At 68.0% G+C, this 23424-nt stretch carries 25 protein-coding genes; 17 read left to right on the top strand and 8 right to left on the bottom strand.

From position 1 onward, the window contains the following. Positions 1-157 precede the first annotated feature (157 nt). The 3 genes from RFN52_RS40245 to RFN52_RS27405 form a co-directional block, all read right to left on the bottom strand. Positions 158-472, bottom strand: coding sequence for a DUF1877 family protein (locus tag RFN52_RS40245; protein ID WP_311241241.1), 315 nt, complete (start codon positions 470-472; stop codon positions 158-160). Continuing rightward, a complete protein-coding gene (locus RFN52_RS40240) occupies positions 459-683 on the bottom strand; it encodes a DUF1877 family protein (protein ID WP_311241068.1) in 225 nt (74 codons plus the stop codon). The genes RFN52_RS40245 and RFN52_RS40240 overlap by 14 nt, the downstream gene beginning before the upstream one ends. Positions 684-768: 85 nt before the next feature. Then, complete coding sequence (locus tag RFN52_RS27405) at positions 769-1395, bottom strand: hypothetical protein (RefSeq protein ID WP_184849955.1); 627 nt, start codon at positions 1393-1395, stop codon at positions 769-771. Between the two features lie 92 nt (positions 1396-1487). On the opposite strand from RFN52_RS27405, the gene RFN52_RS27400 reads away from it, so the two are divergent. The 4 genes from RFN52_RS27400 to RFN52_RS27385 all read left to right on the top strand — a co-directional run bounded on the left by RFN52_RS27400 (position 1488) and on the right by RFN52_RS27385 (position 6547). Then, on the top strand, positions 1488-2126 hold the full coding sequence (locus RFN52_RS27400) for a TRADD-N-associated membrane domain-containing protein (RefSeq protein ID WP_184849952.1): 639 nt from the start codon (positions 1488-1490) through the stop codon (positions 2124-2126). Between the two features lie 167 nt (positions 2127-2293). Next, positions 2294-2698 (top strand): hypothetical protein, encoded by a 405-nt coding sequence (locus RFN52_RS27395; protein ID WP_311241067.1) that lies wholly within the window; start codon positions 2294-2296, stop codon positions 2696-2698. 327 nt (positions 2699-3025) lie between these two features. Beyond that, positions 3026-3523, top strand: coding sequence for a hypothetical protein (locus RFN52_RS27390; protein WP_184849950.1), 498 nt, complete (start codon positions 3026-3028; stop codon positions 3521-3523). A 1371-nt stretch (positions 3524-4894) separates the two neighbouring features. Then, positions 4895-6547, top strand: coding sequence for an N-6 DNA methylase family protein (locus tag RFN52_RS27385; protein ID WP_311241066.1), 1653 nt, complete (start codon positions 4895-4897; stop codon positions 6545-6547). Here RFN52_RS27385 and RFN52_RS27380 read toward each other — a convergent pair. Beyond that, the gene (locus RFN52_RS27380; protein ID WP_184849948.1) at positions 6528-7163 is read right to left on the bottom strand and encodes a hypothetical protein; all 636 of its coding nucleotides are present in this window, start codon (positions 7161-7163) and stop codon (positions 6528-6530) included. The two genes, RFN52_RS27385 and RFN52_RS27380, sit on opposite strands and share 20 nt — an antisense overlap. A gap of 618 nt (positions 7164-7781) precedes the next feature. Between RFN52_RS27380 and RFN52_RS27375 the strand changes: the two genes are divergently transcribed. Next, positions 7782-8447, top strand: a complete 666-nt coding sequence (locus tag RFN52_RS27375; RefSeq protein ID WP_184849946.1) for a hypothetical protein — start codon at positions 7782-7784, stop codon at positions 8445-8447. A 342-nt stretch (positions 8448-8789) separates the two neighbouring features. Here RFN52_RS27375 and RFN52_RS27370 read toward each other — a convergent pair whose 3' ends face one another. Continuing rightward, on the bottom strand, positions 8790-9395 hold the full coding sequence (locus RFN52_RS27370; RefSeq protein ID WP_184849944.1) for a dihydrofolate reductase family protein: 606 nt from the start codon (positions 9393-9395) through the stop codon (positions 8790-8792). A gap of 351 nt (positions 9396-9746) precedes the next feature. After that, a complete protein-coding gene (locus RFN52_RS27365; protein WP_184849942.1) occupies positions 9747-10193 on the bottom strand; it encodes a DUF7144 family membrane protein in 447 nt (148 codons plus the stop codon). Between the two features lie 219 nt (positions 10194-10412). Between RFN52_RS27365 and RFN52_RS27360 the strand changes: the two genes are divergently transcribed. After that, the gene (locus RFN52_RS27360) at positions 10413-10886 is read left to right on the top strand and encodes an Asp23/Gls24 family envelope stress response protein (protein ID WP_184849940.1); all 474 of its coding nucleotides are present in this window, start codon (positions 10413-10415) and stop codon (positions 10884-10886) included. Between the two features lie 252 nt (positions 10887-11138). On the opposite strand, the gene ku is transcribed toward RFN52_RS27360, so the two are convergent. Further along, a complete protein-coding gene (gene ku / locus RFN52_RS27355; RefSeq protein ID WP_444545555.1) occupies positions 11139-12158 on the bottom strand; it encodes a non-homologous end joining protein Ku in 1020 nt (339 codons plus the stop codon). 63 nt (positions 12159-12221) lie between these two features. On the opposite strand from ku, the gene ligD reads away from it, so the two are divergent. After that, on the top strand, positions 12222-13103 hold the full coding sequence (ligD, locus tag RFN52_RS27350) for a non-homologous end-joining DNA ligase (RefSeq protein WP_184849938.1): 882 nt from the start codon (positions 12222-12224) through the stop codon (positions 13101-13103). A 261-nt stretch (positions 13104-13364) separates the two neighbouring features. Here ligD and RFN52_RS27345 read toward each other — a convergent pair whose 3' ends face one another. Then, complete coding sequence (locus RFN52_RS27345; protein ID WP_184849936.1) at positions 13365-14168, bottom strand: nuclease-related domain-containing protein; 804 nt, start codon at positions 14166-14168, stop codon at positions 13365-13367. Positions 14169-14287: 119 nt separating this feature from the next. Here RFN52_RS27345 and RFN52_RS27340 point away from each other — a divergent pair, with 119 nt between their 5' ends. The 10 genes from RFN52_RS27340 (at position 14288) to RFN52_RS27295 (ending at position 23319) form a co-directional block, all read left to right on the top strand. Then, positions 14288-14791 carry a protein-tyrosine phosphatase family protein gene (locus RFN52_RS27340; protein ID WP_229856394.1) on the top strand — a complete coding sequence of 168 codons (504 nt, stop codon included), beginning with the start codon at positions 14288-14290 and terminating at the stop codon, positions 14789-14791. Between the two features lie 291 nt (positions 14792-15082). Next, positions 15083-15850, top strand: coding sequence for a hypothetical protein (locus RFN52_RS27335; protein WP_184849935.1), 768 nt, complete (start codon positions 15083-15085; stop codon positions 15848-15850). After that, the gene (locus RFN52_RS27330) at positions 15847-17178 is read left to right on the top strand and encodes an ATP-binding protein (RefSeq protein WP_184849934.1); all 1332 of its coding nucleotides are present in this window, start codon (positions 15847-15849) and stop codon (positions 17176-17178) included. The genes RFN52_RS27335 and RFN52_RS27330 overlap by 4 nt, the downstream gene beginning before the upstream one ends. Before the next feature lie 115 nt (positions 17179-17293). Then, a complete protein-coding gene (locus tag RFN52_RS27325) occupies positions 17294-17809 on the top strand; it encodes an SH3 domain-containing protein (protein WP_184849933.1) in 516 nt (171 codons plus the stop codon). A 52-nt stretch (positions 17810-17861) separates the two neighbouring features. Then, entirely contained in the window at positions 17862-19226 is a 1365-nt protein-coding gene (locus RFN52_RS27320; RefSeq protein WP_184849931.1) for an FtsW/RodA/SpoVE family cell cycle protein, read from the top strand. Then, a complete protein-coding gene (locus tag RFN52_RS27315; protein WP_184849929.1) occupies positions 19223-20683 on the top strand; it encodes a penicillin-binding transpeptidase domain-containing protein in 1461 nt (486 codons plus the stop codon). Before RFN52_RS27320 ends, RFN52_RS27315 begins: the two co-directional genes overlap by 4 nt. 62 nt (positions 20684-20745) lie before the next feature. Further along, entirely contained in the window at positions 20746-21255 is a 510-nt protein-coding gene (locus tag RFN52_RS27310) for a DUF3291 domain-containing protein (RefSeq protein WP_184849927.1), read from the top strand. Between the two features lie 124 nt (positions 21256-21379). After that, positions 21380-22318 (top strand): AurF N-oxygenase family protein, encoded by a 939-nt coding sequence (locus RFN52_RS27305; RefSeq protein ID WP_184849925.1) that lies wholly within the window; start codon positions 21380-21382, stop codon positions 22316-22318. Between the two features lie 37 nt (positions 22319-22355). Further along, entirely contained in the window at positions 22356-23009 is a 654-nt protein-coding gene (locus RFN52_RS27300; RefSeq protein WP_184849923.1) for a TetR/AcrR family transcriptional regulator, read from the top strand. Positions 23010-23019: 10 nt separating this feature from the next. Next, complete coding sequence (locus RFN52_RS27295; protein ID WP_184849921.1) at positions 23020-23319, top strand: DUF8847 domain-containing protein; 300 nt, start codon at positions 23020-23022, stop codon at positions 23317-23319. The last annotated feature ends 105 nt before the right edge of the window (positions 23320-23424 follow it).

Raw genomic sequence — 23424 nt, 5'->3', positions numbered from 1 at the left:
TCCCGGCGAACCAGGCGTGCCATGCGCATGCCAGATCCTGCGGGGAACCATGGGGAACAGCGGGGCCGGCCGTGGACGAAGACACAGCCTGAACGCCGCTCCGCCACAGGTCAACACAGCAACTGCCGCCAGAACCCGAGCTTCCCAAGCTGAGGTCTCACGGCTGTCGTGGCCCGTCAGTCCAGCCAGACGAGCATCGCGTCGTCTGCCCTGGCAGCAGCGTCGAAAAACTGTGTGAGGCCGTCGTACCAGGGACGCCCCCACTCCACTCCAGGGAGGCTGGCTCACTCCATCCGAGCGGATACACCTCGGTGCTGGTCAGTTCAGCAGGCTCCACGTCACTGATGAGCTGGGCATAACTGGTAGCCCGCAGAGCTTCCGCCGCGAGCCGGACCCGCTCAGGCCGCAGGTACCTCGGAGGCCCGTACCCCCCATCCTCATCCTCGGCGAACGGCTCCTCACCGTGGATCACGTTCACGGGGAACCCGGTGCGCGCCAGCAGGAAGCGGAGCAAGTCCCAAGCCTTGTATGTGGTGAAGTGACGCGCTTCGGCCGGCGCAGGGCTCCGTCTCCTCCTCGGCGTCCTGCACCTCTTCGACGAAGTCCAGAGCCCAGTCGGGGTCTCGGATCGCCTGGTCAAGCTCAGCAGCCGTGACACGCAGATACTCACCGATCACGCTCATGGCCGGAGACTAGGCGAGGCCACTGACAGCGGCCACTGGACGGGCCGTCTCAGTTTTCGTCTCATTCAGCACGGTTCACCGCCGTTCAGCCGAGACCTGGAGCGGATCCCAGCCCGGTGGCCAGCCGCCCATGAACCCAGGTGAACGCCCCCACACCCGGCCCGTCACCCCACCACCACAGTTGGAAAGCGTGCACCTGGCCCGACGTAGTGGGGTAGTCAGTAGCGGCCAGCAGTTGCGGCTTCTCTGGTCGACGACACCCCCAGCGTGCCTGAGGCCGGTGGGGTGCGGCGAGGCACAGTCGTGCGTCGCCTTTGGCCTTCTGATCGAACCGGGCTAGGGCGCTCATCGCGGAAGTCGTCAGGTCCTTCGACTCCTTGGCCGGAGGAAGGTCCAACCACTGGGCGGCGATCTCCCCGGTCTGGGGCATGCCCGTTAGGCGGTACCGGCCCCTGGCTCGTGCCATCTGTTCCCGGGCCAGCTCCAGCAGCTCCTGCTGGATCTCCTGTCGCTGTGCCTTCAGGTCGACCTGAAGGGCGTCAGTGGCGGCCCTGACTGCCTCCCTGTCGAAGGGCAGCCCGAGGCGCTTGGCGTGGTTCGAGATGGTCCCCAGAGCCCACCCCGTCTGGCGGTGGATTTCGTTGCGGGAGAGCCCGTCAGCGTGGAGCTGACGGAGCCGCTCCTCGTCCTGTGCGGAGAAGGCTCGGGGCACAGGCGGCTCACCCCCTCGCACGCGTGTGGTGACGGGTGACCGGTCAGGGCGAAGTCCCCCCGAAGCGGGGGTGCCCCTGAAAGGATCAAGGGGTGGAAGCAGGGATCGCAGCAGTAATCGCGGCAGCAGTCGGAGCCGTAGGAACTGGGCTTTCGGCCCTTGTGACGAGCAAGTTCGGGAAAGCAGTTGACCGAGAACGGGCCGCGCTGACCGAAGAACTCCTGCCAGAGGGCACTGCGTCTGAGCACCCGACGCCGGAGGAGAAGGACAGCGCGAAGTTCACCAAGCTACTGATCCGGTACTACAGCTATGGGCTCACACAGGCGCGAGCGAGCTTCTACGTGAGCCTGTTCGCGTCGATCATCGGCGGTGGCATTCTGATCACTGGGATCGGTCTTGCCATCTTCCGCGCTGACACCATCGGTGATCAGTACGCTTCCGTCGTTGCCAGCGTGGCTGGACTGCTGACCGTGGCGATCGGCACCTTGTTCCACAAGCGCGCTGATGCCGCCTTGCGCCATATGGAGGCCCAGAGCAGGGGGCTGCGTGAAGACATGAAGCGCCAGAGCGATCTGGACAAGGCGATTGAGCTGTTGGGCGAGGAGCAAGAGCCGACCATCAAGGCCCATCTGCGAGCTGCGGTCATCATCAAGCTGTCGAACTCCTCATTGCCCACGCTGCCCAAGGCCGAACAGAGTGAGCCGGCCGACGGTCATTCCAGCTCACCCTGATCCTCATACAACCGGGACCAGCACGTGTGTGTGCTGACGGGGGACGGGGCCGTGCTGACGGCCGTCATGACGCTCTGGGCGGCCAGGTCACAGTTGAGACATGTGTGTAGATCCCATGCACACCTCATGGATAACCTGTGCGGCCCGGCTCTCCGTGCACGATCAAGGTGCCAGTCGGGCTGGAGGGGGTCGCCGTGAAACGGGTTCGGTACCGCTGGCGGGACGAGTACGAGAACGACCCGGAGTATCAGCGCATCCTGGCGAGGATGCAGACGCCTTGGTGGAAGCGGCCGGTGGTCCAGGTGGCCGTCGTCGCCTCCGCCGCAGCGTTCGTTGTGGGTGTCTTGATTGGGAATGCCCAGGACGACACGGACACCCCTTCGTCGTCGCCATCAGTGCAAACGCAACAGGACAACCATCCCGCCGGACTGACCTACCAACAGAAGCGGCAGATCCTCTTCAAGTTCTGTACGTCGTCCCAGATGCGCGGAGAGCCCGGAGATAGCTCAGCGTTCCCGACCTGCATGGGCGACTACTACGTAACGGAGCAGGGGATGGTCATGCCGAGGTAGTCGGCTCCGAGGTCAGGCAGCGGGCACCAGGACTTGGCTATGGCCCGGGTGGCCTTCTCGGCCTTCGCGACATCGATGTGGCGGAAGAACTTCTGGCCTCGGTGATCGAGGCCTCCGACTTTCAAGCGGCCTCAGCGGACCCACGAGTAGACCGTCACGACGCTGACGTCCGTCAGGTCGGCGGCCTCTCGGGCCGTCAGCCAGAGTTCGTCATCCACTGAAGCCCTCCCGCACATGCGAATCACGCGTAGAGAATCCGAGCTTCCCAAGCTGAGGGCTCGGCCGCACGGCATCTGAGTCCATAGAGTCACCCCGGAGGAGGGGGAGATGTCGTCTCTAGCGATCACATGGACGTTGGGCAGTCACGGCTGGGCGAACGTCAAAGTTGGTGATGAGTATGGGGAGGCAGAGGCCATTGCTTCCTACATCACTGACGCGCCTGAGGAGTTCCTATACGCCGTTGCCCGGCTCGTCCTTGGTGACGAGGACACACGCGCCGAGTTTGAAGGAGAGCCACAGGTGTACCGGTGGTTCTTCCACAGAGATGGATCTGCGGTTGATGCCCGCCTGGTTAGGGCCGACGACGCCCAAGCTCCGGACAGCTCAGGGGTAGTTCTCTGGTCAGGCCACCACACCGTCACGGCACTCGCACGGTCTGCCATCCGTGCCTTCGACCGGATCGACTACAAGCAGGGCGTAGAGGCCTACGAGTCCCAATGGGGCCGACCGTTTCCCCGAACCGAACTTGAAGCTCTGCGAACCGCAATGCGGTCGCACCAGAGAGCCACAGCAACCAACGGCACCGCCTCCCAGGCGGGCCGATGAGCGGGAGTCTGGGCCGTCCCTGGGCCGTCCGAAGTCGCTCAACAGTGACCAATGACGACCAACGACGACCCCCAGGCGCACGGTCCCACCGCTGACAGGTCTCGACCCGTCTATATAAGACTCCACTGACCTGCGAGGGTTGCCCGCGGGTCCTCTTGATTGAACAGAAGAGTCCAGTCATCGACGGGTTCCATTGGCGACGCCGCTGCGCTGGATCCATGTAGCTTAGGTTGTGACACAAGTTGTGGCTCAACTTGCAGCTCAACGTCGGTCCCCTTAAGACGGCTCCGGGACACGGTCCGGCCTGGGTGCCACCAAGCCGGACCTGTGCCTGCGGAGCAGCGAGTGAGCCCGGCCGTTTATAGGGCGGCCGGGCTCACCGCCTCACTTGCTCCACGAGAGCAGCGACGGCTACTACGAGGCCTAGCGCGGACAATGTGACTTGCCAGCGATCCGGCCCAGGCCAGCGCTTCCCTGGCCCTCTATACCGTCGGTCCCGCATTCGCTCTTTCCCTTCTTCCCAGTGCACCCTCAGTGGGTGCTCCGGTCGGTCTCTCGCCAACCGGAGGTCCGTAAGGGAGGGAAACCAGCACGTAGAGCGTAGCGCGTCAACTCGGCACTTAGCGCGCCGTCTTGGTCATCGCACTCCCGTCACACACCACGGGCGATACGTTCTCGAGGATTCGCTTGCAAACTCTCGAGCTTCCGGGATCATCTTTGACCTCCGGGCACCAGAACGTCCGTTAGACAGCCACACAGCGCTTGAGCGGGACAGGACAAGGGCTTGGGTCAAAAGTGTGACGCTCGCCACACCGTGCGGGCTACATGGCGAAGCAGGCAACAAGAAGCACGATGAGCCGGCCTCCAGCATGGCGATCCGACCGGCTGATCGAATGTCAGTGCTAGGTGCTAGCTTGCGCTGCCGTTTGAGGAAGAGGAGGGACCCGTGCCGTGTCAGACCGCCTGCACCGCATGTCATACGGGGAGCCTGGCCGCTACTGCGCTGCAACACCTGGCCCAGCGGACACTGAGGGCCACCTGCGTCGCCAAGCTACAGAGACAGGACAAGAACCCTAGCCGCACTCGCTGGGCGAACTCCCCGCGTGCGGTCAACGCGTTCGATGGAGTGATATCTGTGCGATCTGGCCATGCGCCGCAGGGCAGTGACACAGCGGCTCCCGCCGAACACACTCTGCGTCTCACTGCAGAGCGTCAGCGCAGACCGCAAGGGTGTGTTGACAAGAGTCCCACTGAGCGGGATCTCACCCGGCCGTTCTCCGTTGCTTGCTGGCCGCGAACCCCAGCGAGAGCAACCCGAGATGCCAGCCAGCGCACCCGACGCGACGCTCCCTACAAGCTAGGCTCCCTCACGTGACGAGCAAGATGAGGCAACTTCCAAACCCCAGCGCAATCCCAGCCGAGTCCATTAACCACGGCGAGGTGTACACGCAGCGCTGGGTCGTTGATCTTATTCTTGACCTTGTCGACTACACGCCGGACAGAGACCTTTGCGAGGTCGTAATCACGGACCCGGCCTGTGGCGGTGGAGCCTTTCTAGTTGGCATCACTGAGCGTCTCAGTGAGTCATGCAGGAAGTTCGGGAAAGAACTTCCTATCGACGGCATTCGAGCCTTTGACATCCTGGCCCGGAACGTGTCTTCAAGCCGCGAAAAGATCCGCTCCATCCTTACAGCAGACGGCTGGGGACATGATAACGCCGAGATCCTCGCAGAAAATTGGGTCACTCAAGGCGATTACCTACTTTCAGATACCCCACCAGCCGACATCGTGGTGGGCAATCCACCATACATCCGTCTGGAAGATGTGCCCGCAGACAGAATGCAGAGCTATCGCGCTCGAAATCTAACCATGACGGGCCGCTCGGACATCTATGTCGGATTTTTCGAGCGCGGTCTCGAATCCCTTAAAGAAGGTGGGGTGCTTGGCTTCATCTGCGCTGACCGCTGGATGAGAAATCAGTATGGCCGCGAACTCAGGAGGCTGATCGCAAGAAGATTCAGCGTCGACTCCGTCGTCATCATGCATGACGTTGACGCCTTTGAGGACCGGGTGGCGGCTTATCCTGCAGTCACGATCATTCGCAATAGCCCTCAAAGGGACACGATGGTGGCAGACACCTCAAAAGAACTCGGGCCGAAGCAAGCAAGAAGGTTGCTCTCGTGGCTTCAAAAAAAGGAGCCGACAGAAGTGACCGAAGTGGGATTTACAACCGCTTGCCTTCCTCATTGGTTCTCAGGCGACGAATCCTGGCCGACAGGAAGTCCAGCCCGGCTCGCCCTTCTGGAACATCTCAACGACACATTCCCCGTACTTGAGGAAACCGACACCAAAGTCGGCATCGGCGTCGCAACAGGTGCAGATTCTGTTTTCTTGACCACCGATGCGAATCTCGTGGAATCAGATCGCCTTCTCCCACTCTCTATGGTCAAGGATGCACGATCTGGCGTATTTGACTGGACCGGCTCGTACCTCGTGAACCCGTGGACCGCTGATGGCGATTTGGTCTCGCTGGACAGCTACCCTCGGCTCAACAGTTATCTACAGGAGAACCGTGGCCTGTTGAGCCGCCGGCACGTCGCAAAGAAGCGCACAGATCAGTGGTATCGCACAATCGACAAGGTTGATGCGAGCCTAGTGGGAAAGCCCAAACTACTTCTCCCCGACATGCGACTCACTATCCATCCCACGCTGGAACAGGGAGGTCACTACCCCCACCACAATCTCTATTACGTAACTTCGGAGAGTTGGGATTTGGAAGTACTGGGGGGCTTGTTGCTTTCCCGTGTCGCTCAACTCTTTGTGGAATCGTACGCCGTACGCATGCGAGGTGGAACGCTAAGGTTCCAAGCTCAGTACCTGCGTAGGATTCGGGTGCCACAACCAGAGTCGTTGAGTGCGAGGAATCGGCAGGACCTGATCGCAGCCTTCCGCAGTCGAGACGTTGACGCGGCAACAAGTGCCGCACTGCGCGCCTACGGTATTTTTACGAGCCTTCCGAAGTAGTTCCCTCCGAGTGCTGCGCTGCTACGTCCTCGTCCTGCACAGGCAACTCGCGAATTTCCCTTCGCTCCCTCACCTGAACATGCATGTCAATCGGCGTCCGCGCCAATACCGCATCGATAGACACACTAAAGAATTGATTGATGCTCAGGTCTTCCGGCACCAAGTCATGACGAATATGCACACTCGACCCGTCTCCCGGAGTCCAGTCGGCCATCAAAACAGCCGTGGAGTCGTAGACGTCATATTCAGCTCTCAACTTGCGCAGCATATCTAGCGCACGCTCATAGGACGCCGGCTCGTTGGTCTGAACAGAGGAGTGAAGGAGGAAAACGAATCCTATCGCTGCTAGCGGATGCCTCCCCCGAAGATTTTTTGCATCTCCGTAAGCCTCCTCAAAGCGATTGGGGAGGTTCTTTGCGAATGATGATGCCATGGTCTTCGTTGAGATGAGGATCTCCGGACCACGCGCCCATTGGGCAACTACGACATCCACCTGCTTTACATAGGCTTTCCCCAAAATGCTAGCGTTCGAAGGCGCTGTAGCTCTGTCCTTCACCAAGTATGGCTGCACCTGCGTGCGCAATTTTTGCGGCAGCTTACTGATGAAGATTCCCACCTCACGAGGCAAGACCCTGGGCGCGTCCCGCCGTGGCCATACCTCGTCAGCGTCGAATCCGGCCCTCCGGAGCTCGTGAGCTGCCCAGGCGTCAAGCGCCTTCGCGAGGCGACCACTTTGCGAGTCCGCGCCCTCCTCGACGGGAATGGCAAGCAACTTCTCAAGAAGGGCAGTATCGGCCTCATAGGACGGCCCCTTGTCCGTCATCGTCCATGGGGACGCCGACGACGCTTCTGACAAAATAGGATGTACTAGGTCAAAGATACTGTCTAGCTTCTCAGGCACTCAGATTCCTACGCATGATCGCTCCGATGGACGGGCCTAAGCCCCTCGGCACGCTAGAGGATCTTCAGTCCTAGCGACAGCCAAACCGTGGACTGTGTGTGGACCGGCCTCCCGAAGACCGGACCCCTCACTCCGTGTGAGCTGCACGAATGCGAGAACATCAAGCGGCCTCCGGAGCCGTGTGCGCAGGTTCGAATCCTCCGGGGGCACCTTGCATGAGGTGTCCAAAGACCCCGCCATCGGCGCTTTGCTGGGACGGGGTTTTCGTGTGTGTGCAGGCGTGTGCCGTTCGGAAGGACCTGACATGTCAGATGCCTGCGCTTGGATGAGCGGGTGACCGTTCGTGACGTTGCTCGACGCCTGCCTGAGATAGCAGTCCTCCGTGAGCACTGCCGTTCCATGGCCGTCCTGGAGGCAGTTCTGAGCCCTGAGTGGGAGAGCCGCCACCACTCCTTCGACGACCACTGGTCCGAGACGGAGTCGATGGCCTCGATGCGGAGCGGATCGGGCGACGAGTACTCGATCGTTTTCTCAGCCGCCGGCGCCTACGTGCGGGGATTCGATCACGAATCGCCCATGAGCCCCTATGCAGAAGACGGGCCATTCCCCGGAGTGCTCGACGAGGTTCCTGAGGTCTTCCGGCCGTATGTCGAGGAGCCGGCGTTCTCGGACGAAGACGCGATGCCCATCGTCACAGCCTGTATGTGGCGGGAGACAGCCGACGACCGCTGGAAGGCGGGAACGATCGACTTCCCCGATGCGGCAACGGAAGATCCGGACGGTGCCGGATACCTCTTCCGGCTGTTGGTGGATCGCTCCCCGGAAGCGTTTCAACGCTGGGCCGAGGACTACTACGAGGTCCCGGTCGATCTGGAGGCCGTTCGTCACGTCTTCTCTTCTCGCCCGCTGACCGAAGAACTGGTCCGCGCCTTGAACCCGAGAATCGTCCTGGCGGATCTCTCGGAGGACATTGCCGAGATCGGCTACCCGACGAGCTGAATCACAGAGCAACGGCCTCGGAAGCGGGCAGGGATACCTACTCGTGCTCGCGCAGCAGGTCCTCGATCCGCCGGCTGGTGACGTCCTGCCGTCCTCGGGCGTCTGCGCACCCAACTCGAGCGTGTCCCTGACCCGCGCGAGTCGAGCGGGCACAGTTCAGTCAGGACGGCAAGGACGGGCGAAGATGCCAGCTCATGCCTGTTCTGATGTGGCGTCAACTCCCGTCGCACAGCGGCGATGGACCGGGCGTCCTGATGTTGGTCGTTCGGCCCCTATGAGGTCTTGCTCCGCGCCCGCCGGCGCCGGCCTGGCGGGCCGTCCGGACCGGCGGACGGGGCGACGTCACGCAGGGACGCCGAGCGGCGGGTGCTCGAGCACGCGGGGTTTGTACTCGACCAGCTGGATGCGGCCGTCGAAGGTGCGGTGCTCGATCATTTCGAGCGCAACGTCCGGATAGCCGTCGTAGATGCGTTCCTCGCCCGTGGCCCCGGTGATCACCGGGAACATCACGACCCGGAAGCGGTCGACGAGTCCGGCTCGTAGCAGGGACCGGCACAGGCTCAGGCTGCCGATCGTGCTGAGGAGCCCCGGGCCACTCGATTTCATGGCGCGGACCGCCTCGATGGCGTCGTCGCGGACGAGCGTGGAGTTGGCCCACGTCAGTGGCTCCTCGAGCGAGGAGGAGAACACCATCTTGGACGCTTGCGTGAGTTCGTCGACGGACGCCTCTTCTTCGGGCCTGAACTCGTCTTGGCCCTTCGGGACCTCGCCTGCGGCGAAGCCCGACATCAGGCGGTAGGTGTTCGCTCCCATCAGGTAGGTGGCCTCGGGCTGCTCGCCCAGCCATGTGAGGTACTCCGGGCCCTCGAGGCCCCAGAACCCGGGCCATCCCTCTCCCGAGGCGTGGCCGTCGAGGGAGGTGATGAAGTCGACGAGAAGCTCCGACATGGCGGTGTCCTTTCCCAGAGGGTCACGAGCTTGGACCGGCCGGGAGCCACGAACTCATCGGCCGCGCTGTGGATTACGAGAAAACCCATCACGCTGCAGCCGACCAGATCGGCGGAGCGGCACTGCTTCGGAGGGCCGGAGGTGGGAACGGCGGTTTGAGTTCTGGCAAAGCCCCAGCTCGGACCCACCCGCGAACGGTCCCGACGATCTACGCGGGCCCGGGACTTGAATCCGCCCTGGGGCGCTCGCCGAATCACTTGCCTGGATCTGGTACGTGATCAGGGCGGATGCCGACGAAACAGAAGAGGGCGGGAGTCTGTTCACTGGCTCCCGCCCTCTTTCGTCATGTGCTCACATGCCCGGCGGGCTCTCGAACGGGACGAAGACGTCGTCCTTCCTCATCGCGCACAGGGCCCAGATGATGAAGCCCGAGACGGCGATCATGATGATCGACCAGACCGGGTAGTACGGCAGGGAGAGGAAGTGGGCGATGATGACGAGGCCGGCGATGCCGACTCCGAGGACGCGCGCCCATGTCGACCCCATGAAAAGGCCGAAGCTGACGACGAAGGCGATCACGCCCAGGGTGAGGTGGATCCAGCCCCAGGCCGTGAGGTCGAACGCGAAGACGTAGTTCCGCGTCGAGACGAAGATGTCGTCCGCGGCGATCTCCGCGATGCCGCGCATGATGTCGAGAATGCCGCCGATCATGAGCATGATGGCCGCGAACACGGTCACGCCGGTGGCCCATTCCCGCAGCGACGTACGAGCACTGTCCTGGGGTGTGGTGGTGGTCATGCCGGCTCCCTCGCTTCCCCTGTCGCCCCCTGTCGCCCCCCTGCGCCGACGTCGTGCCGTTTTCAGCGTGCACGGAGTGGGACGGGGTGGCCTCACCCGGGAAGGGTGAGGCACGCGATCACAGAACAGGGCGCCACTTTCGCCCCATACGCACCATTGTTCTACCGTGGAGTGGAACCACGCTGCTCATCCCTCTCACCGATCATCGAGGTGACGGTCATGACGGAGACCACTCAGCGCAGGAACACAGCGGGCAGGCAGGACGGGGCGACATCGCAGGGCGGGAAGGGCGCTCCCGGCACCCGCGGGAGCACCGCCATCGCGGACACGGTCGTCGCGAAGATCGCGGGCATGGCGGCCCGGGAGATTCCCGAGGTGCACAACCTCGGCGGAGGAGTGACCAGGGCCTTCGGGGCTGTGCGTCAGCGGGTGCCGGGCGGGGGCAGTGGGGCCACCCAGGGGGTGAAGGTCGAGGTCGGCGAGCGCCAGGCCGCCGTCGATCTCGATGTGGTCGTCGAGTACGGCGCCGCCATCGCCGACACCGCGGCGGACATCCGGACCAATGTCGTCAACGCGGTGGAGCGGATGACCGGTCTGGAGGTCGTGGAGGTCAACATCGCCGTCGACGACGTTCATCTGCCCGACGAGGAGGAGGAAGAGTCCGAGCAGCAGGAAGGCCGGCGGGTGGCCTGAGGGCCGCAGGCCCGGAGGCAGGAGACCTCCGGGGCCGCTCGGGGGCCGCACGACACGCGCACGTGCCCACCGTGGACGCGGTGGACGCGGTGGACGATCCGGTCGCCGAGGCTGATGGCGTCGGCCTCGGCCTCGGCCTCGGCCAGGAGGAACGCGGACAGCGGCGAGCGCATCACCGTGTTGTTCCCCGTAGTGCACGGGCAGCACGAGCCTCCAGCGTGACCCGGAAGCGGGGCACCCGCGTGGGGACCCTCAGGCCGAGCGCTTGCGGGGGGTCGACTTCTTCGCCGTCGTCTTCTTGGCGGTGCTCTTCGACGCCGTCTTCTTGGTCGTCCCCTGGCCCGACTTGGCCGTCGACTTCTTCGCCGCCGTGGTCTTCTTGGCCGCCGTCTTCTTCGCGGTGGACGTCGACTTCTTGCCGCCGGTCTGTTTGGGGGCCGCGCGGGCCGTCTTGCGCTGCGGGAGCGACTTGACCTCGGCGTGCTCGGCGTCCTCGCCCCGGGACTCGCGGGCCGCGCGGACGCTGCTCTCCAGGGCCGCCATCAGGTCCAGGACCTTGCCGCCCGTGGCCGGTTCCGGGGCCTGGGGCAGGGCCTCGCCGGCGGCCTTCGCGGCGATGACCTCCTCAACGGCCTCGCGGTACTCGTCGTGCAGGTCCTCCAGGTCGACCTCGCCCAAGGTGTCCATCAAGGCGTCGGCCAGGTCCAGTTCCTGGTCGCGGACGGTGACGTCGGTGTCGGGGGCCAGGCCCTCGGGCGCGCGGACCTCGTCCGGCCACAGCAGGCCGTGCATGGCGATGGCCTCGCCGACCACCCTGAGCATGCCCAGGCGCTCGCGCCCGCGCAGGGCGAACTTCGCGATCGCCACCTTGTTGCTGCGCTTCAGCGCCTCGCGCAGCAGCGTGTACGGCTTCGCCGCCGGGGCTCCGCTCGCCTGGAGGTAGTACGCGGCGTCCATCTGGAGCGGGTCGATCCGGTCCGCCGGGACGAAGGCCACGATCTCGATCGTCTTCGCCGTCGGGATGGGCAGGCTGGACAGGTCCTCCTCGGTGATCGGGATGATCGTGCCGTCCGCGTCCTCGTAGCCCTTGCCGATCTCCCCCTGGGTGACCTCGCGGTCTTCCAGTTCGCAGAATTTGCGGTAGCGGATGCGGCCGCCGTCCTCGGTGTGGATCTGGCGGAAGGAGATCGAGTGGCTCTCGGTGGCGTTCACCAGCTTGATCGGGATGCTGACCAGGCCGAACGAGATGGCGCCGTTCCATATGGATCTCACGTGCTGCACCCTTCCGGTCACGCTCGGGAGTGTTCGTCACGGTTTGCGTGGGATTCTTATCGTATGGCGCCTATCACAGTGGTGGAGGGGCGACGGCTCGCTCTCAGCAATCTGGAGAAGGTGCTGTATCCCGCCACCGGCTTCACCAAGGGCGAGGTGCTGCACTACTACGCGACCGTCGCCGAGGTCCTGCTCCCCCATCTGCGGGACCGGGCGGTGTCCTTCCTGCGGTATCCGGACGGGCCGGACGGGCAGGTGTTCTTCACGAAGAACGTGCCGCCGGGTACGCCCGAGTGGGTCACCACCGCCGAGGTGCCACGGGTCGAGGGGCCCTCGCGGATGGTCCTGGTGCAGGATCTGCCGAGTCTGATGTGGTCGGCGAACCTCGTGGCCGAGTTCCACACCCACCAGTGGCTCGTCGGCACCCCGGACGAGGCCGACCGGATCGTGTTCGACCTCGATCCGGGGGCGCCGGCGAGCATCGTGCAGTGCTGCGAGGTCGCGCTGTGGCTGCGGGAACGGCTCGCGCACGACGGCATCGAGACCTACGCCAAGACCTCCGGCTCGAAGGGGCTGCATCTGCTTTCCGCCGTGCGGGGGGCGTCCTCCGAGCGGGTGTCCGAGTACGCCAAGGCACTCGCCGTCGAGGCGGAGAAGGCCATGCCCCGCCTCGCACTGCACCGGATGACCAGGAGTCTGCGCCCGGGGAAGGTCTTCGTCGACTGGAGCCAGAACGCCGCCCGCAAGACGACGGCGACGCCCTACACCCTGCGGGCCCGCCCCGAGCCGACCGTCTCGGCCCCGGTGACCTGGGACGAGGTCGAGGAGTGCCGCGCGCCCGGACGGCTGGACTTCCATGCGGGTGACATCGCCCCGCGGGTCCAGGACTACGGCGACCTGCTCGCTCCCCTGCTGGACGCGGACACGGCCGGGACGCTGCCGTAGCAGGACGGCCGGTGGACTCCCCGACGGGTGTCGCCGTGGTCAGAGGCCGTGGTCAGAGGCCGTGGTCAGAGGCCGTGGTCAGAGGCCGTGGTCAGAGGCCGTGGTCAGAGGCCGTGGTCAGAGGCCGTGGTCAGAGGCCGTGGTCAGAGGCCGTGGTCAGAGGCCGTGGTCAGAGGCCGTGGTCAGAGGCCGTGCCCCGACCGGCCGGCCGGGGCCGCCTCCCTCACACCCTCGTCCACGTGGACCGGTGGCGGCGCCCCCTCACACCCTCGCCCACGTGTTCCGGTCGCGGGCCATCGCATGCAGGGCCTCCACGTCCGCCGGTTTCAGGACGCCGCCCCGCCGGGACAGGCCCTCCACCTCCACGGCCGTCAGGACGTGGACTTCCCGGGGGGCGGTCGGGATCGACAGCGATGCCGGGTCCACCAGGGCGAGTACCGGGCGGACCTCCGCCGTCAGGGCGTAGGAGGCGCGGTCGGCGTCGGAGCGGACGCGGCGCAGGAGGGGGTACGGGTCGCGGCGGCCCAGGGTGACCATGGGGTCGGCGATGCGGACGCGCTGCCTTCGGGCGTGCAGGGTGTGGACGGCGTAGAGGCCGCCGGGGCCGATCAGCAGGTGGTGGATGCGGTCGCCGCCGGGCAGTGGCACGGAGTGCAGGGCGTGCCAGCCGGCGCCGTCGAGGCGGTCGAGGGCGTCACCGACCGTCTGCTCGGCCGCCAGGGCCCTGCGGCGCGGGTCGGGGCGCAGCCGGTGGGTGGGGCCGGGGTCGCGGTCGAGGGCCACGACGAGGGCCTCGCCGGGGCGGTTGGGGGCCAGGTCGTCGTCGGGGTGGAGGGCGAGGCGGGCCAGTTCGGCGGGGGTCGGCACCGGGGGCGGTCCCACGGTCACGGGGCCGGTGACGAAGGGGCCGAGGGCCCGCAGGACGTCGTCCTCGCGGTCCTGGCCGAGCAGGTTCACCCGGGCGGCCTCACGGTCGTACCAGGCGATGTTCCTGCCGTCCGGGAGGCAGACGTACAGCCGTTCCCGGCCGTGCCGCCAGGTCGGTATGACGCGCAGTCCGTTCATGCACCATCACCCCAGTCCATGGGAACAGGCGGGGTGCTGCGGGGGCAAGAACCCGGTTACCTTGGAGAGCAGTTGGGCCTGCCCGCGGATCCTCGGGCGGTGATCGTGGGGAGGCGCCGTTGCGTACCCGCAGTAAACCCGACGTGCCCGCTCCGGAGAGTCCGTGGAGCGAGGTCGTCCCCGGCCTCTGGATGGGCGGTCACGAGTACACGGGGGCCTTGGGGCACCTGGAGTTCGCCGTCGTACGGAACGAGTTCGACCTCGTACAGACGCTGCTGCGGCTGCCGGGGCACGGGCCCGATCCCGGCGTCCGGCACCATGTGTGGCCCATCCCCGACGGCCCCCTGGACGGGACGCAGCTCGCCGGGGTGATCCGGCTGGCCGAGGCGGCGTGCGAGGCGATGAGCGAGGGCCGCCGGGTTCTCGTCCGCTGTTACCACGGGTACAACCGCTCCGGTCTGGTCGTCGCGCACGCGCTGATGCGCCAGGGCAGCTCCGCCGAGGCGGCGATCCGGCTGATCCGGGACCGCCGCTCGCCCTGGGCGCTGCACAACGACCTGTTCGTCGAGTACCTGCGGGCCGGGCTGGCCACGGCCCGGCTGCTGGAGGAGCTCGCCGAGTAGCCCGCACCCGTTGGCTTGCCGCATACGGGCGCTCACGTCCGGCTCCGTACGGCGTGCCGGGTGCGGGCGGTCACGTCCGGCTCCGTATGGCTTGGCGCATGCGGGCGCTCACGTCGGGCTCGGTACGGCTTGGCGCATGCGGGCGGTCACGGCCGGCTCCGTACGGCTTCCCGCCCGCGGGCGCGCACGTCCGGCCGCCCTCTCGCGCAAATGGGACTTCACCGCGAATAAGGTGTACGCGGCCGACGGTCGCGTCCGCCCGTGTGATCGCCCACGAACGCCAGGAGTGCAGTGCCCCTCAGCCGCCCCGGACAGGCCGCCCGTCGCCTCGCCGCCGTCGCCCTCCTGCTGGCCGCCGCCGTGGGCTGCGGGGACGCCGGGGGGCTGGAGGGCGCGGGGTCGACCCCGACGGCGCAGGGACCGGCCCGGCTCTGGCCGGAGCTGACCCCCGCGTCCAGCCCGGCCTTCGAGATCGGCGAGGTGAACACCGAGGTGGTCAAGGGGGTGAAGGTCCCCGGCGACGACATCCGCCGGGTGGACCCGGTCGGGATCGTCCGGGCCGAGATAGCCCGGCACCCCGGTGAGTACGACGGCGGCGAGGCGCCCTACCGCGACACGAAGCGCAGGATGGCCGAGTGCGGCAAGGGCGCGGGGCACGGGAGGTGCCCGGTGCTCAGGCCGTACTACCGGGACCTGACCGGCGACGGGCGCGACGACCTGACGCTGGGCTTCCCGCTGCTGCCCGGCAAGACGACCGCGGTCCGCGTCTACACCGTCGAGAAGCACCGGCTGGTGCAGGTGATGGCCTGGGAGGACGCGCTCAGCGGTGTCGAACTGGCCGGACGCTCCCTGGTGATCCGCTCGCCGTCGGAGGTCGCGGGTTACGAGTACCGCCTGCAGTGGACCTGGGACCGGGACCAGCGGGCCATGCTCCTCACCCACGACGAGATGCTGCGCACCGGCCCGCGCAAGCACTCCCGGCAGCCGTCGGCCTCCCCCACCGCCGCCCCGTCGCTCTCCCCCTCCGCGTCCGGCTCCGCCTCGGTGAGCGGCGGATGAGGCCCGTGTTGCCCCCGTGGTCCGGGACGCTCGCCGCGAAGGCCGCCGCCTTCATCACGGTGATGTGCTGCGCTCTGGCGGCCCTGCTCGGCGTCCTGGTGCACGTGCAGGTGACGAACCAGACCGTCGGCCAGGCCCGCGACCAGGCGCTGCAGCGGCTGACGCAGGCGACGGAGCGATACGAGGCCGGGGACACGCTGCGGCGCGACACCGGGGTGGATCCTCCGGAGCTGCCCGGGGAGCTGCGGGACCTGGCGGTGGCCGGGGACCGCGGCACGATGGTTGCCGAACGGGAGGGACGCCCCACGATGTGGGCGGCGGGTCCCGTCGACGGTGAGCGCGCCCTGGCCGTCGCGGTCGACTACTCGCAGCAGGCCCGCACGATCGAGGGCCTGGACCGGGCGATCTTGTGGTCGTCGGGCCTGGCGATCGGGGCGACGCTGCTGGTCGGGGCGTTCGCGGTGACGCGGGTGACGCGGCGGCTGCACACCACGGCGCTGGTCGCGCGGCGGATCAGCGCGGGCGATCTGGACGCGCGCGTGAACGACCCCCGTACGGGCCTCCGTAGGGGCCTCCGTACGGGCCTCCGTAGGGACCCGCGCACGAACCCGCGCACGGACCCGCCTACGGACCTGCGCGCAGGCCCGCGCACGAAGGCCGGCCCCCAGGACGAGGTGGCCGCGGTCGCCGCCGCGCTGGACTCCATGGCGGCCTCGCTCCAGGGCAAGCTGCTCGCCGAGCAGCGGTTCACGGCGGATGTCGCGCATGAACTGCGCACGCCGCTGACCGGGCTGCACGCGGCGGCCGAACTGTTGCCGCCCGGCCGCCCGACGGAGCTGGTCCGCGACCGGGTGGCGGCGCTGCGCACGCTCACCGAGGACCTGCTGGAGATCTCCCGGCTGGACACCGGCCGGGAGCGGGTGGAGCTGGACACCGAGCAACTGGGGCCGCTGGCCGAGCGTGCGGTGCGGGCGGCGGGGAACGGCACGGAGGTCAGGGTCGTACGGGATGTGGCCGTGGAGACGGACCGACGGCGGCTGGAGCGGGTGCTGGGCAACCTCGTGGCGAACGCGCACAAGCACGGGCGTGGCCCGGTGGTGCTGACCGTGGACGGTCCGGTGGTGACCGTTCGCGACCACGGGGACGGGTTCCCCGAGTACCTGGTCGCCCACGGGCCGCAGCGGTTCCGCACGGAGGGCGGTACGCGGGGACACGGGCTGGGGCTGACCATCGCGCGGGGGCAGGCCGAGGTGCTGGGAGCGCGGCTGGAGTTCGCGAACGCGCCCGAGGGCGGGGCGGTGGCCACCCTGAAGCTGGCGGCGGAGTGAGGGCCCGGGGCGCGTTCTCCTATGGCCCAGCGTGAGGGGCGACACCCCCTGGGCGCTCCTAATGTGGCGATAAATCAGCTTCGGCACCCTCGCCCCCCACTTGGAGGTAACCCCCATGTCCCTGCGCACCCGTCTCTCCATAGCCACCGCCGCCGGCCTCCTCGCCGCCGCGGTCGCCGTCACGCCCGCCGCCGCGCACGACGACTGGGACCCGAGCGGCGGCGACGGCAGCGGCGGCAACGGCAACGGCAACGGCAACAACTGGCACGACCCCAACGGCGGGAACGGCGACAACGGCAGCGGCGGGAACGGCGGCAACGGCAACGGCGGGAACGGCGACAACGGCAACGGCGGGAACGGCGGAAACGGCAACGGCGGGAACGGCAACCACGACCAGCGCCTCTACGAAGGCGTCGTCACGGCGGACACGCTGGCACTGCGCAGCGCCCCGAACCGCGGTTCGCAGATCATCCGGTTCGCCCACCGGGGCGACGTCGTCAGCATCTTCTGCAAGACGGGCGGCGAGACCGTGCAGGGCAATCCGCTCTGGTACCTGCTGACGGACGGCACCTGGGCCTGGGGCGCGGCCCGGTACATCGACAACATCGGCCCCGCTCCACGCTGGTGCTGACACTCGGTCACCCAAAGGCGCACAAGAAGCGCTGTTTGGGTAGGTTCCGGACATGAGCAAGGCCGGAATCACCGTGGCGACGGCGGACCCGCCCCCGCCCGCCGTCCGCCGCCTCCCCCGGCGCCGGGGCATCGAACTCGCCCTCATCGTGCTGGCCGTCCTGCTGTCGGTGTACGGCTACTGCGCCGTGGGCCTCGCCCGGCACGGAACGCTCCCGCCCGGCGCCGCCGGCTACGGCGCCGGGCTCGGCGTCCTGGCGCTGCTGGCCCATCTGGCGGTACGCCTGCGGGCCCCGTACGCCGACCCGCTGCTCCTGCCCATCGGGGTGCTCCTCAACGGACTCGGCCTGGTGCTGATCTACCGGCTCGACCTGGAGACCCCGGGGGACCGGGCGGCACCCGCCCAGCTGGTGTGGTCGACCCTGGGCGTGGCGCTGTTCATCCTGGTCGTCCTGCTGCTGCGCGACCACCGGGTGCTCCAGCGCTACACGTACGTCTGCGTGGTCGCGGCCCTGGTCCTGCTGACGCTGCCCATCCTGTTCCCGGCGGTGAACGGGGCCCGCATCTGGATCCGGATCGCCGGGTTCTCCATCCAGCCGGGCGAGTTCGCGAAGGTGCTGCTGGCGGTGTTCTTCGCCGCGTACCTGGCGGCGAACCGCAGCGCGCTCGCCTACACCGGCCGCCGCATCTGGAAGCTCCAGCTCCCCACCGGCCGGGTTCTCGGCCCGATCGTCGCCGTGTGGCTGGTGAGCGTCGGCGTGCTGATCCTGGAGCGCGACCTCGGCACCTCGCTGCTGTTCTTCGGCTTGTTCGTGGTGCTCCTCTATGTGGCCACCGGCCGCACCGGCTGGATCGCGGTCGGCCTGCTGCTGGCGGCGCTGGGCGCGGTCGCCGTGGGCCGGCTGGAGCCGCACGTGCACAGCAGGATCGAGACCTGGCTGCACCCCTTCGCCTCCATCGAGGCGGGCGAGGGCGCGAACCAGCTCGCCCAGTCGCTGTTCGCCTTCGCGGAGGGCGGCCTGCTCGGCGCGGGCCTCGGACTCGGCCACTCGTACCTCATCGGCTTCGCGGTGAAGTCGGACTTCATCCTGGCGACCGCGGGCGAGGAACTCGGCCTGGCCGGCATCAGCGCGGTCTTCCTCCTCTACGGCCTGCTGGTGGAGCGCGGCTTCCGTGCGGGCCTCGCGCAGCGCGAGCCCTTCGGCCGGCTGCTCGCGGTCGGCCTCGCCTCGCTGGTGGCACTCCAGGTGTTCGTGATCGCGGGCGGGGTGACCGGGCTGATCCCGCTGACCGGGATGGCGATGCCGTTCCTTGCGCAGGGCGGCTCGTCGGTGGTCACCAACTGGGCGATCGTGGCGCTGCTGGTCCGGGTGAGCGACTCGGCCCGGAGCGGTCACGACGGGCAGGACGCCCGGTGACCCGGCACATCCGGCACGCCGGATGGTTCTGCGTCCTGTTGCTGGTGGCGCTGCTGCTGAACGCGGCCCGCGTCCAAGTCGTCCAGGCGCCGTCGTACGACCGCAACCCGGGCAACCGGCGCCCCGACATCACCCGCTACGAGCAGCCGCGCGGGGACATCCTGGTCGGCGGACGGCCCGTCACCGGCTCCCGGGACACCCGCGAGCACCTGCGCTACGAACGGACCTACACCGACGGCCCGTTGTACGCCCCGGTCACGGGCTTCGCCTCCCAGCTCTACGGGACGACGCTGCTGGAGGGCACCGAGGACGGCGTGCTGTCCGGCGCGGATCCGATGCTGGCGCCGTTCCCGCTGTGGAACGACTTCACGCGGGCGCGCAACGCCGGCGGAGACGTCGTCACGACCCTGCACCCGGCCGCGCAGGAGGCCGCCTTCAAGGGACTCGCGGGCCGCAAGGGGGCGGTGGCGGCGCTGGAGCCGTCGACCGGCCGGATCCTGGCCCTGGTGTCCGCCCCGTCCTACGACCCCCAGCCGCTGTCCGGCAACGGCTCGGCCGCGGCCCGGGCCTGGGCGCGGCTCACCGCGGACAAGGACCGCCCGATGCTCAACCGGGCGGTGCGGCAGACGTACCCGCCGGGCTCGACCTTCAAGGTCGTCACCGCTGCCGCCGCGCTGGACACCGGTGTGGTCAGGGACCTCGAAGCGCCGACCGACTCCCCCGACCCCTACCGGCTGCCCGGGACGCGGACGCGCCTGACCAACGCGTCGAAGGGCTGTGCGGACGCCTCCTTGCGTGAGGCTTTCACGCTCTCCTGCAACACGGTGTTCGCCAAGCTCGGTGTGGAGGTGGGCGTGCCGGACATGACGGCCACGGCGCACGCGTTGGGGTTCGGCAACGGGGAGCTGCGGATCCCCTTCCCGGTGGTCCGGTCCACTTTCGACACCACTCTGGACAAGGCCCAGCTGGCCCTGTCGTCGATCGGCCAGTACAACACCCGCGCCACACCGCTGCAGATGGCGATGGTCGCGGCGGCCGTGGCGAACGGCGGCCAGGTGCGGGACCCGTATCTGGTGGAGCGCACGACCCGGCCGGGCGGTGCCACCCTCGCGACGGCCGGCTCGCGGGCGGTCCGCCAGGCGATGTACCCGTCCACCGCCGTCCGGCTGCGGGCGATGATGCGGGACGTGGTCGAGCGCGGCGGCGGACACAAGGCCGCCATCCGCGGCGCCAAGGTCGGCGGCAAGACCGGCACCGCCCAGCACGGCCTCGGCAACTCCGGGACGCCGTACGCCTGGTTCGTCTCCTGGGCGCAGGGCGAGCGCGATCCGGCGGCGCGGGTGGCGGTCGCGGTCGTCGTGGAGGACGCGGAGGCGAGGCGCGGGGACATCAGCGGAGGCGGTGACGCGGCGCCGGTCGCGCGGGCGGTGATGGAGGCGGTGCTCAAGTCGCCCTGACAGGTGCCCGGTTGGTGAGACGGGGCTACCGGCGGGAAAATGCCCGACCTACCGTTCGGTCCATGACTGAGCCCACTGCCCCTTATGAACTCGCCGAGGTCAACATCGCCCGTCTGAAGGCCCCGCTGGACTCACCGCAGTTGAAGGACTTCGTCGACGCCCTGGACCCGGTGAACGCCGACGCCGACGCGGCCGACGGTTTCGTGTGGCGCCTGCAGAGCGACAGCGGCAACGCCACGGACGTGCCCGTCTTCGGCGACTCCTGGCTGATCCTCAACATGTCGGTGTGGCGCGACACCAACTCGCTGACGGCCTACATGTACCAGGGCAGGCACCGGGAGATGCTCGCCCGCCGCCGCGAGTGGTTCGAGCGGGTGGAGGAGGCCATGGTCACCCTGTGGTGGGTGCCGGCCGGCCACCGCCCGACCGTGGCCGAGGCGGAATCCCGCCTCCTGCACATCCGCACCCACGGCCCGACGCCGTACGCCTTCACGCTGCGGACGCAGTTCCCGCCCCAGGGGGCAAAGCCGCTGATCGGCGAGGTGCCGGAGGGGCTGGGCTGCGCGCTCTGACGAGTGCGCGGGCGCACGCGAGGTAGACACCGGGTCAACAAGTGGCGCGCAGGGGATTGACTGGCTTGCTGACAAGCAGTCTCATAAGTGCATCAGTGACGTGTGCACAACGAGGTGGGCAGCCATGACGACCCTGACGGAAGCCGATGCGCTCGACGGCCTGCGCGACGCCCTCGGCCTGCTGAAGGACCGGGAGCAGGTGGCCCAGCGGCTGCTCGACTCCTCCGCCAAGCACTCCTTCGACCCGGACAAGGAGCTGGACTGGGACGCGCCCTTCGAGGAGGGCAAGTGGTTCTGGCCGCCGGAGCTGGTGTCCCTCTACGACACCCCGCTGTGGAAACGGATGGGCGAGGAGCAGCGGATCCTGCTCTCCCAGCACGAGGCGGCGGCCCTGGCCTCGCTCGGCATCTGGTTCGAGATCATCCTCATGCAGCTGCTGGTGCGGCACATCTACGACAAGGCGGCCACGAGCGCCCACGTCCGCTACGCGCTCACCGAGATCGAGGACGAGTGCCGGCACTCCAGGATGTTCGCCCGGCTGATCGCCCAGGGGGACACGCCCTGGTACCCGGTCAGCCGCGCGCACCAGCAGCTGGGCCGCCTGTTCAAGACCATCTCCACCACCCCCGGTTCCTTCACGGCGACCCTGCTCGGCGAGGAGGTCCTGGACTGGATGCAGCGGCTGACGTTCCCCGACGAGCGCGTCCAGACCCTGGTCCGCGGCGTCACCCGTATCCACGTCGTGGAGGAGGCCCGCCACGTCCGCTACGCCCGTGAGGAACTCCGCCGCCAGATGGTGACCGCGCCCAAGTGGTCCCAGGAGTTCACCCGCATCACCTCCGGCGAGTTCGCCCGCGTCTTCTCGGTGGCGTTCGTGAACCCCGACGTCTACACGAACGTGGGCCTGGACAAGCGGGAGGCCCTCGCCCAGGCCCGCGCGAGCGGCCACCGCCGGGAGGTCATGCAGAACGGCTCCAGGAAGCTGACCGACTTCCTGGACGACATCGGGGTGCTGCGGGGGGTCGGACGGCGGTTGTGGAAGTCGTCGGGGCTGCTGGCGTAGGGGCGCGCACCCCGGCACCCCGATTACCCTGCGAGGCATGACACCAGCCGCCCCCACCCCCGCCTACCGGCGACTCAGCGTCGAGGAACGCCGCAGTCAGCTGCTGACCTCCGCGCTGGCCCTCTTCGCCCACCGCGCCCCGGAGGAGGTGTCGCTGGACGACGTGGCGGAGGCGGCCGGGGTCTCGCGGCCCCTGGTGTACCGGTACTTCCCGGGCGGCAAGCAGCAGCTCTACGAGGCCGCCCTGCGCTCCGCCGCCGACGAGCTCCAGCACTGTTTCGACGAGCCCCGCGAAGGCCCCCTCCTCCCCCGCCTGTCCCGCGCCCTCGACCGCTACCTCACCTTCGTCGACGAGCACGACACCGGCTTCAGCGCCCTCCTCCAGGGCGGCAGCGTCGTGGAGACCTCCCGCACCACCGCCATCGTCGACGGCGTCCGCCGCGTCGCCGCCGAGCACATCCTCAGTCACCTGGGCGTCACCGGACCCGGGCCCAGCCTGCGCATGACCATCCGCATGTGGATCACCGCGGTGGAGGCGTCGTCGCTCATCTGGCTCGACGAGGACAAGCAGCCGCCGGCCGAGGAGCTCCGCGACTGGCTCGTCGAGCAGTTCGTGGCGATGCTGACCGTCACCGCCCGCCGCGACCCGCAGACCGATGCCCTGGTCCGGGCGCTCGCCGAGGATGTCTGACACTGATCCCGTGAAGAGCGAAGACACCCCCTTCGAGGGCGGCCCGATGGACGGCAGGGTCCTGCCCGTCCTCCTCGGCATCACCGGCCACCCGCCCAAGACGTACCGCATCCCCGTCCCGGACCCCGACGGCGGCCCGGAGACCGTGCTCGTCTACCGCCGTGTCCCCCGGGGCCCGGGCCGGGTCGGCCTGTCCAACCGCTGGAAGTACGAGTACGCCCCGGAGGGCGTCCCGCCCCGCCGGCTCAACTGGCCCTGGTCGAAGCCAGACGCCACGCCGGGCGGCAAGCCGGACGACGCCGACGGGTGACCCCGTTGCGCCGAACCGCGCACACCCACCGCGCGCACCGCCCGCACACGCCTGATCCTCACGATGTCCGGCGGCAGCACGCCGCCCCCGCATCGGAGGTGATGG

The sequence above is a fragment of the Streptomyces collinus genome, from assembly GCF_031348265.1.
Classification (GTDB): Bacteria; Actinomycetota; Actinomycetes; order Streptomycetales; family Streptomycetaceae; genus Streptomyces; species Streptomyces collinus.
Note: the sequence above shows the minus strand (reverse complement) of the source record. Positions and strands in the feature narration are given on the sequence as shown.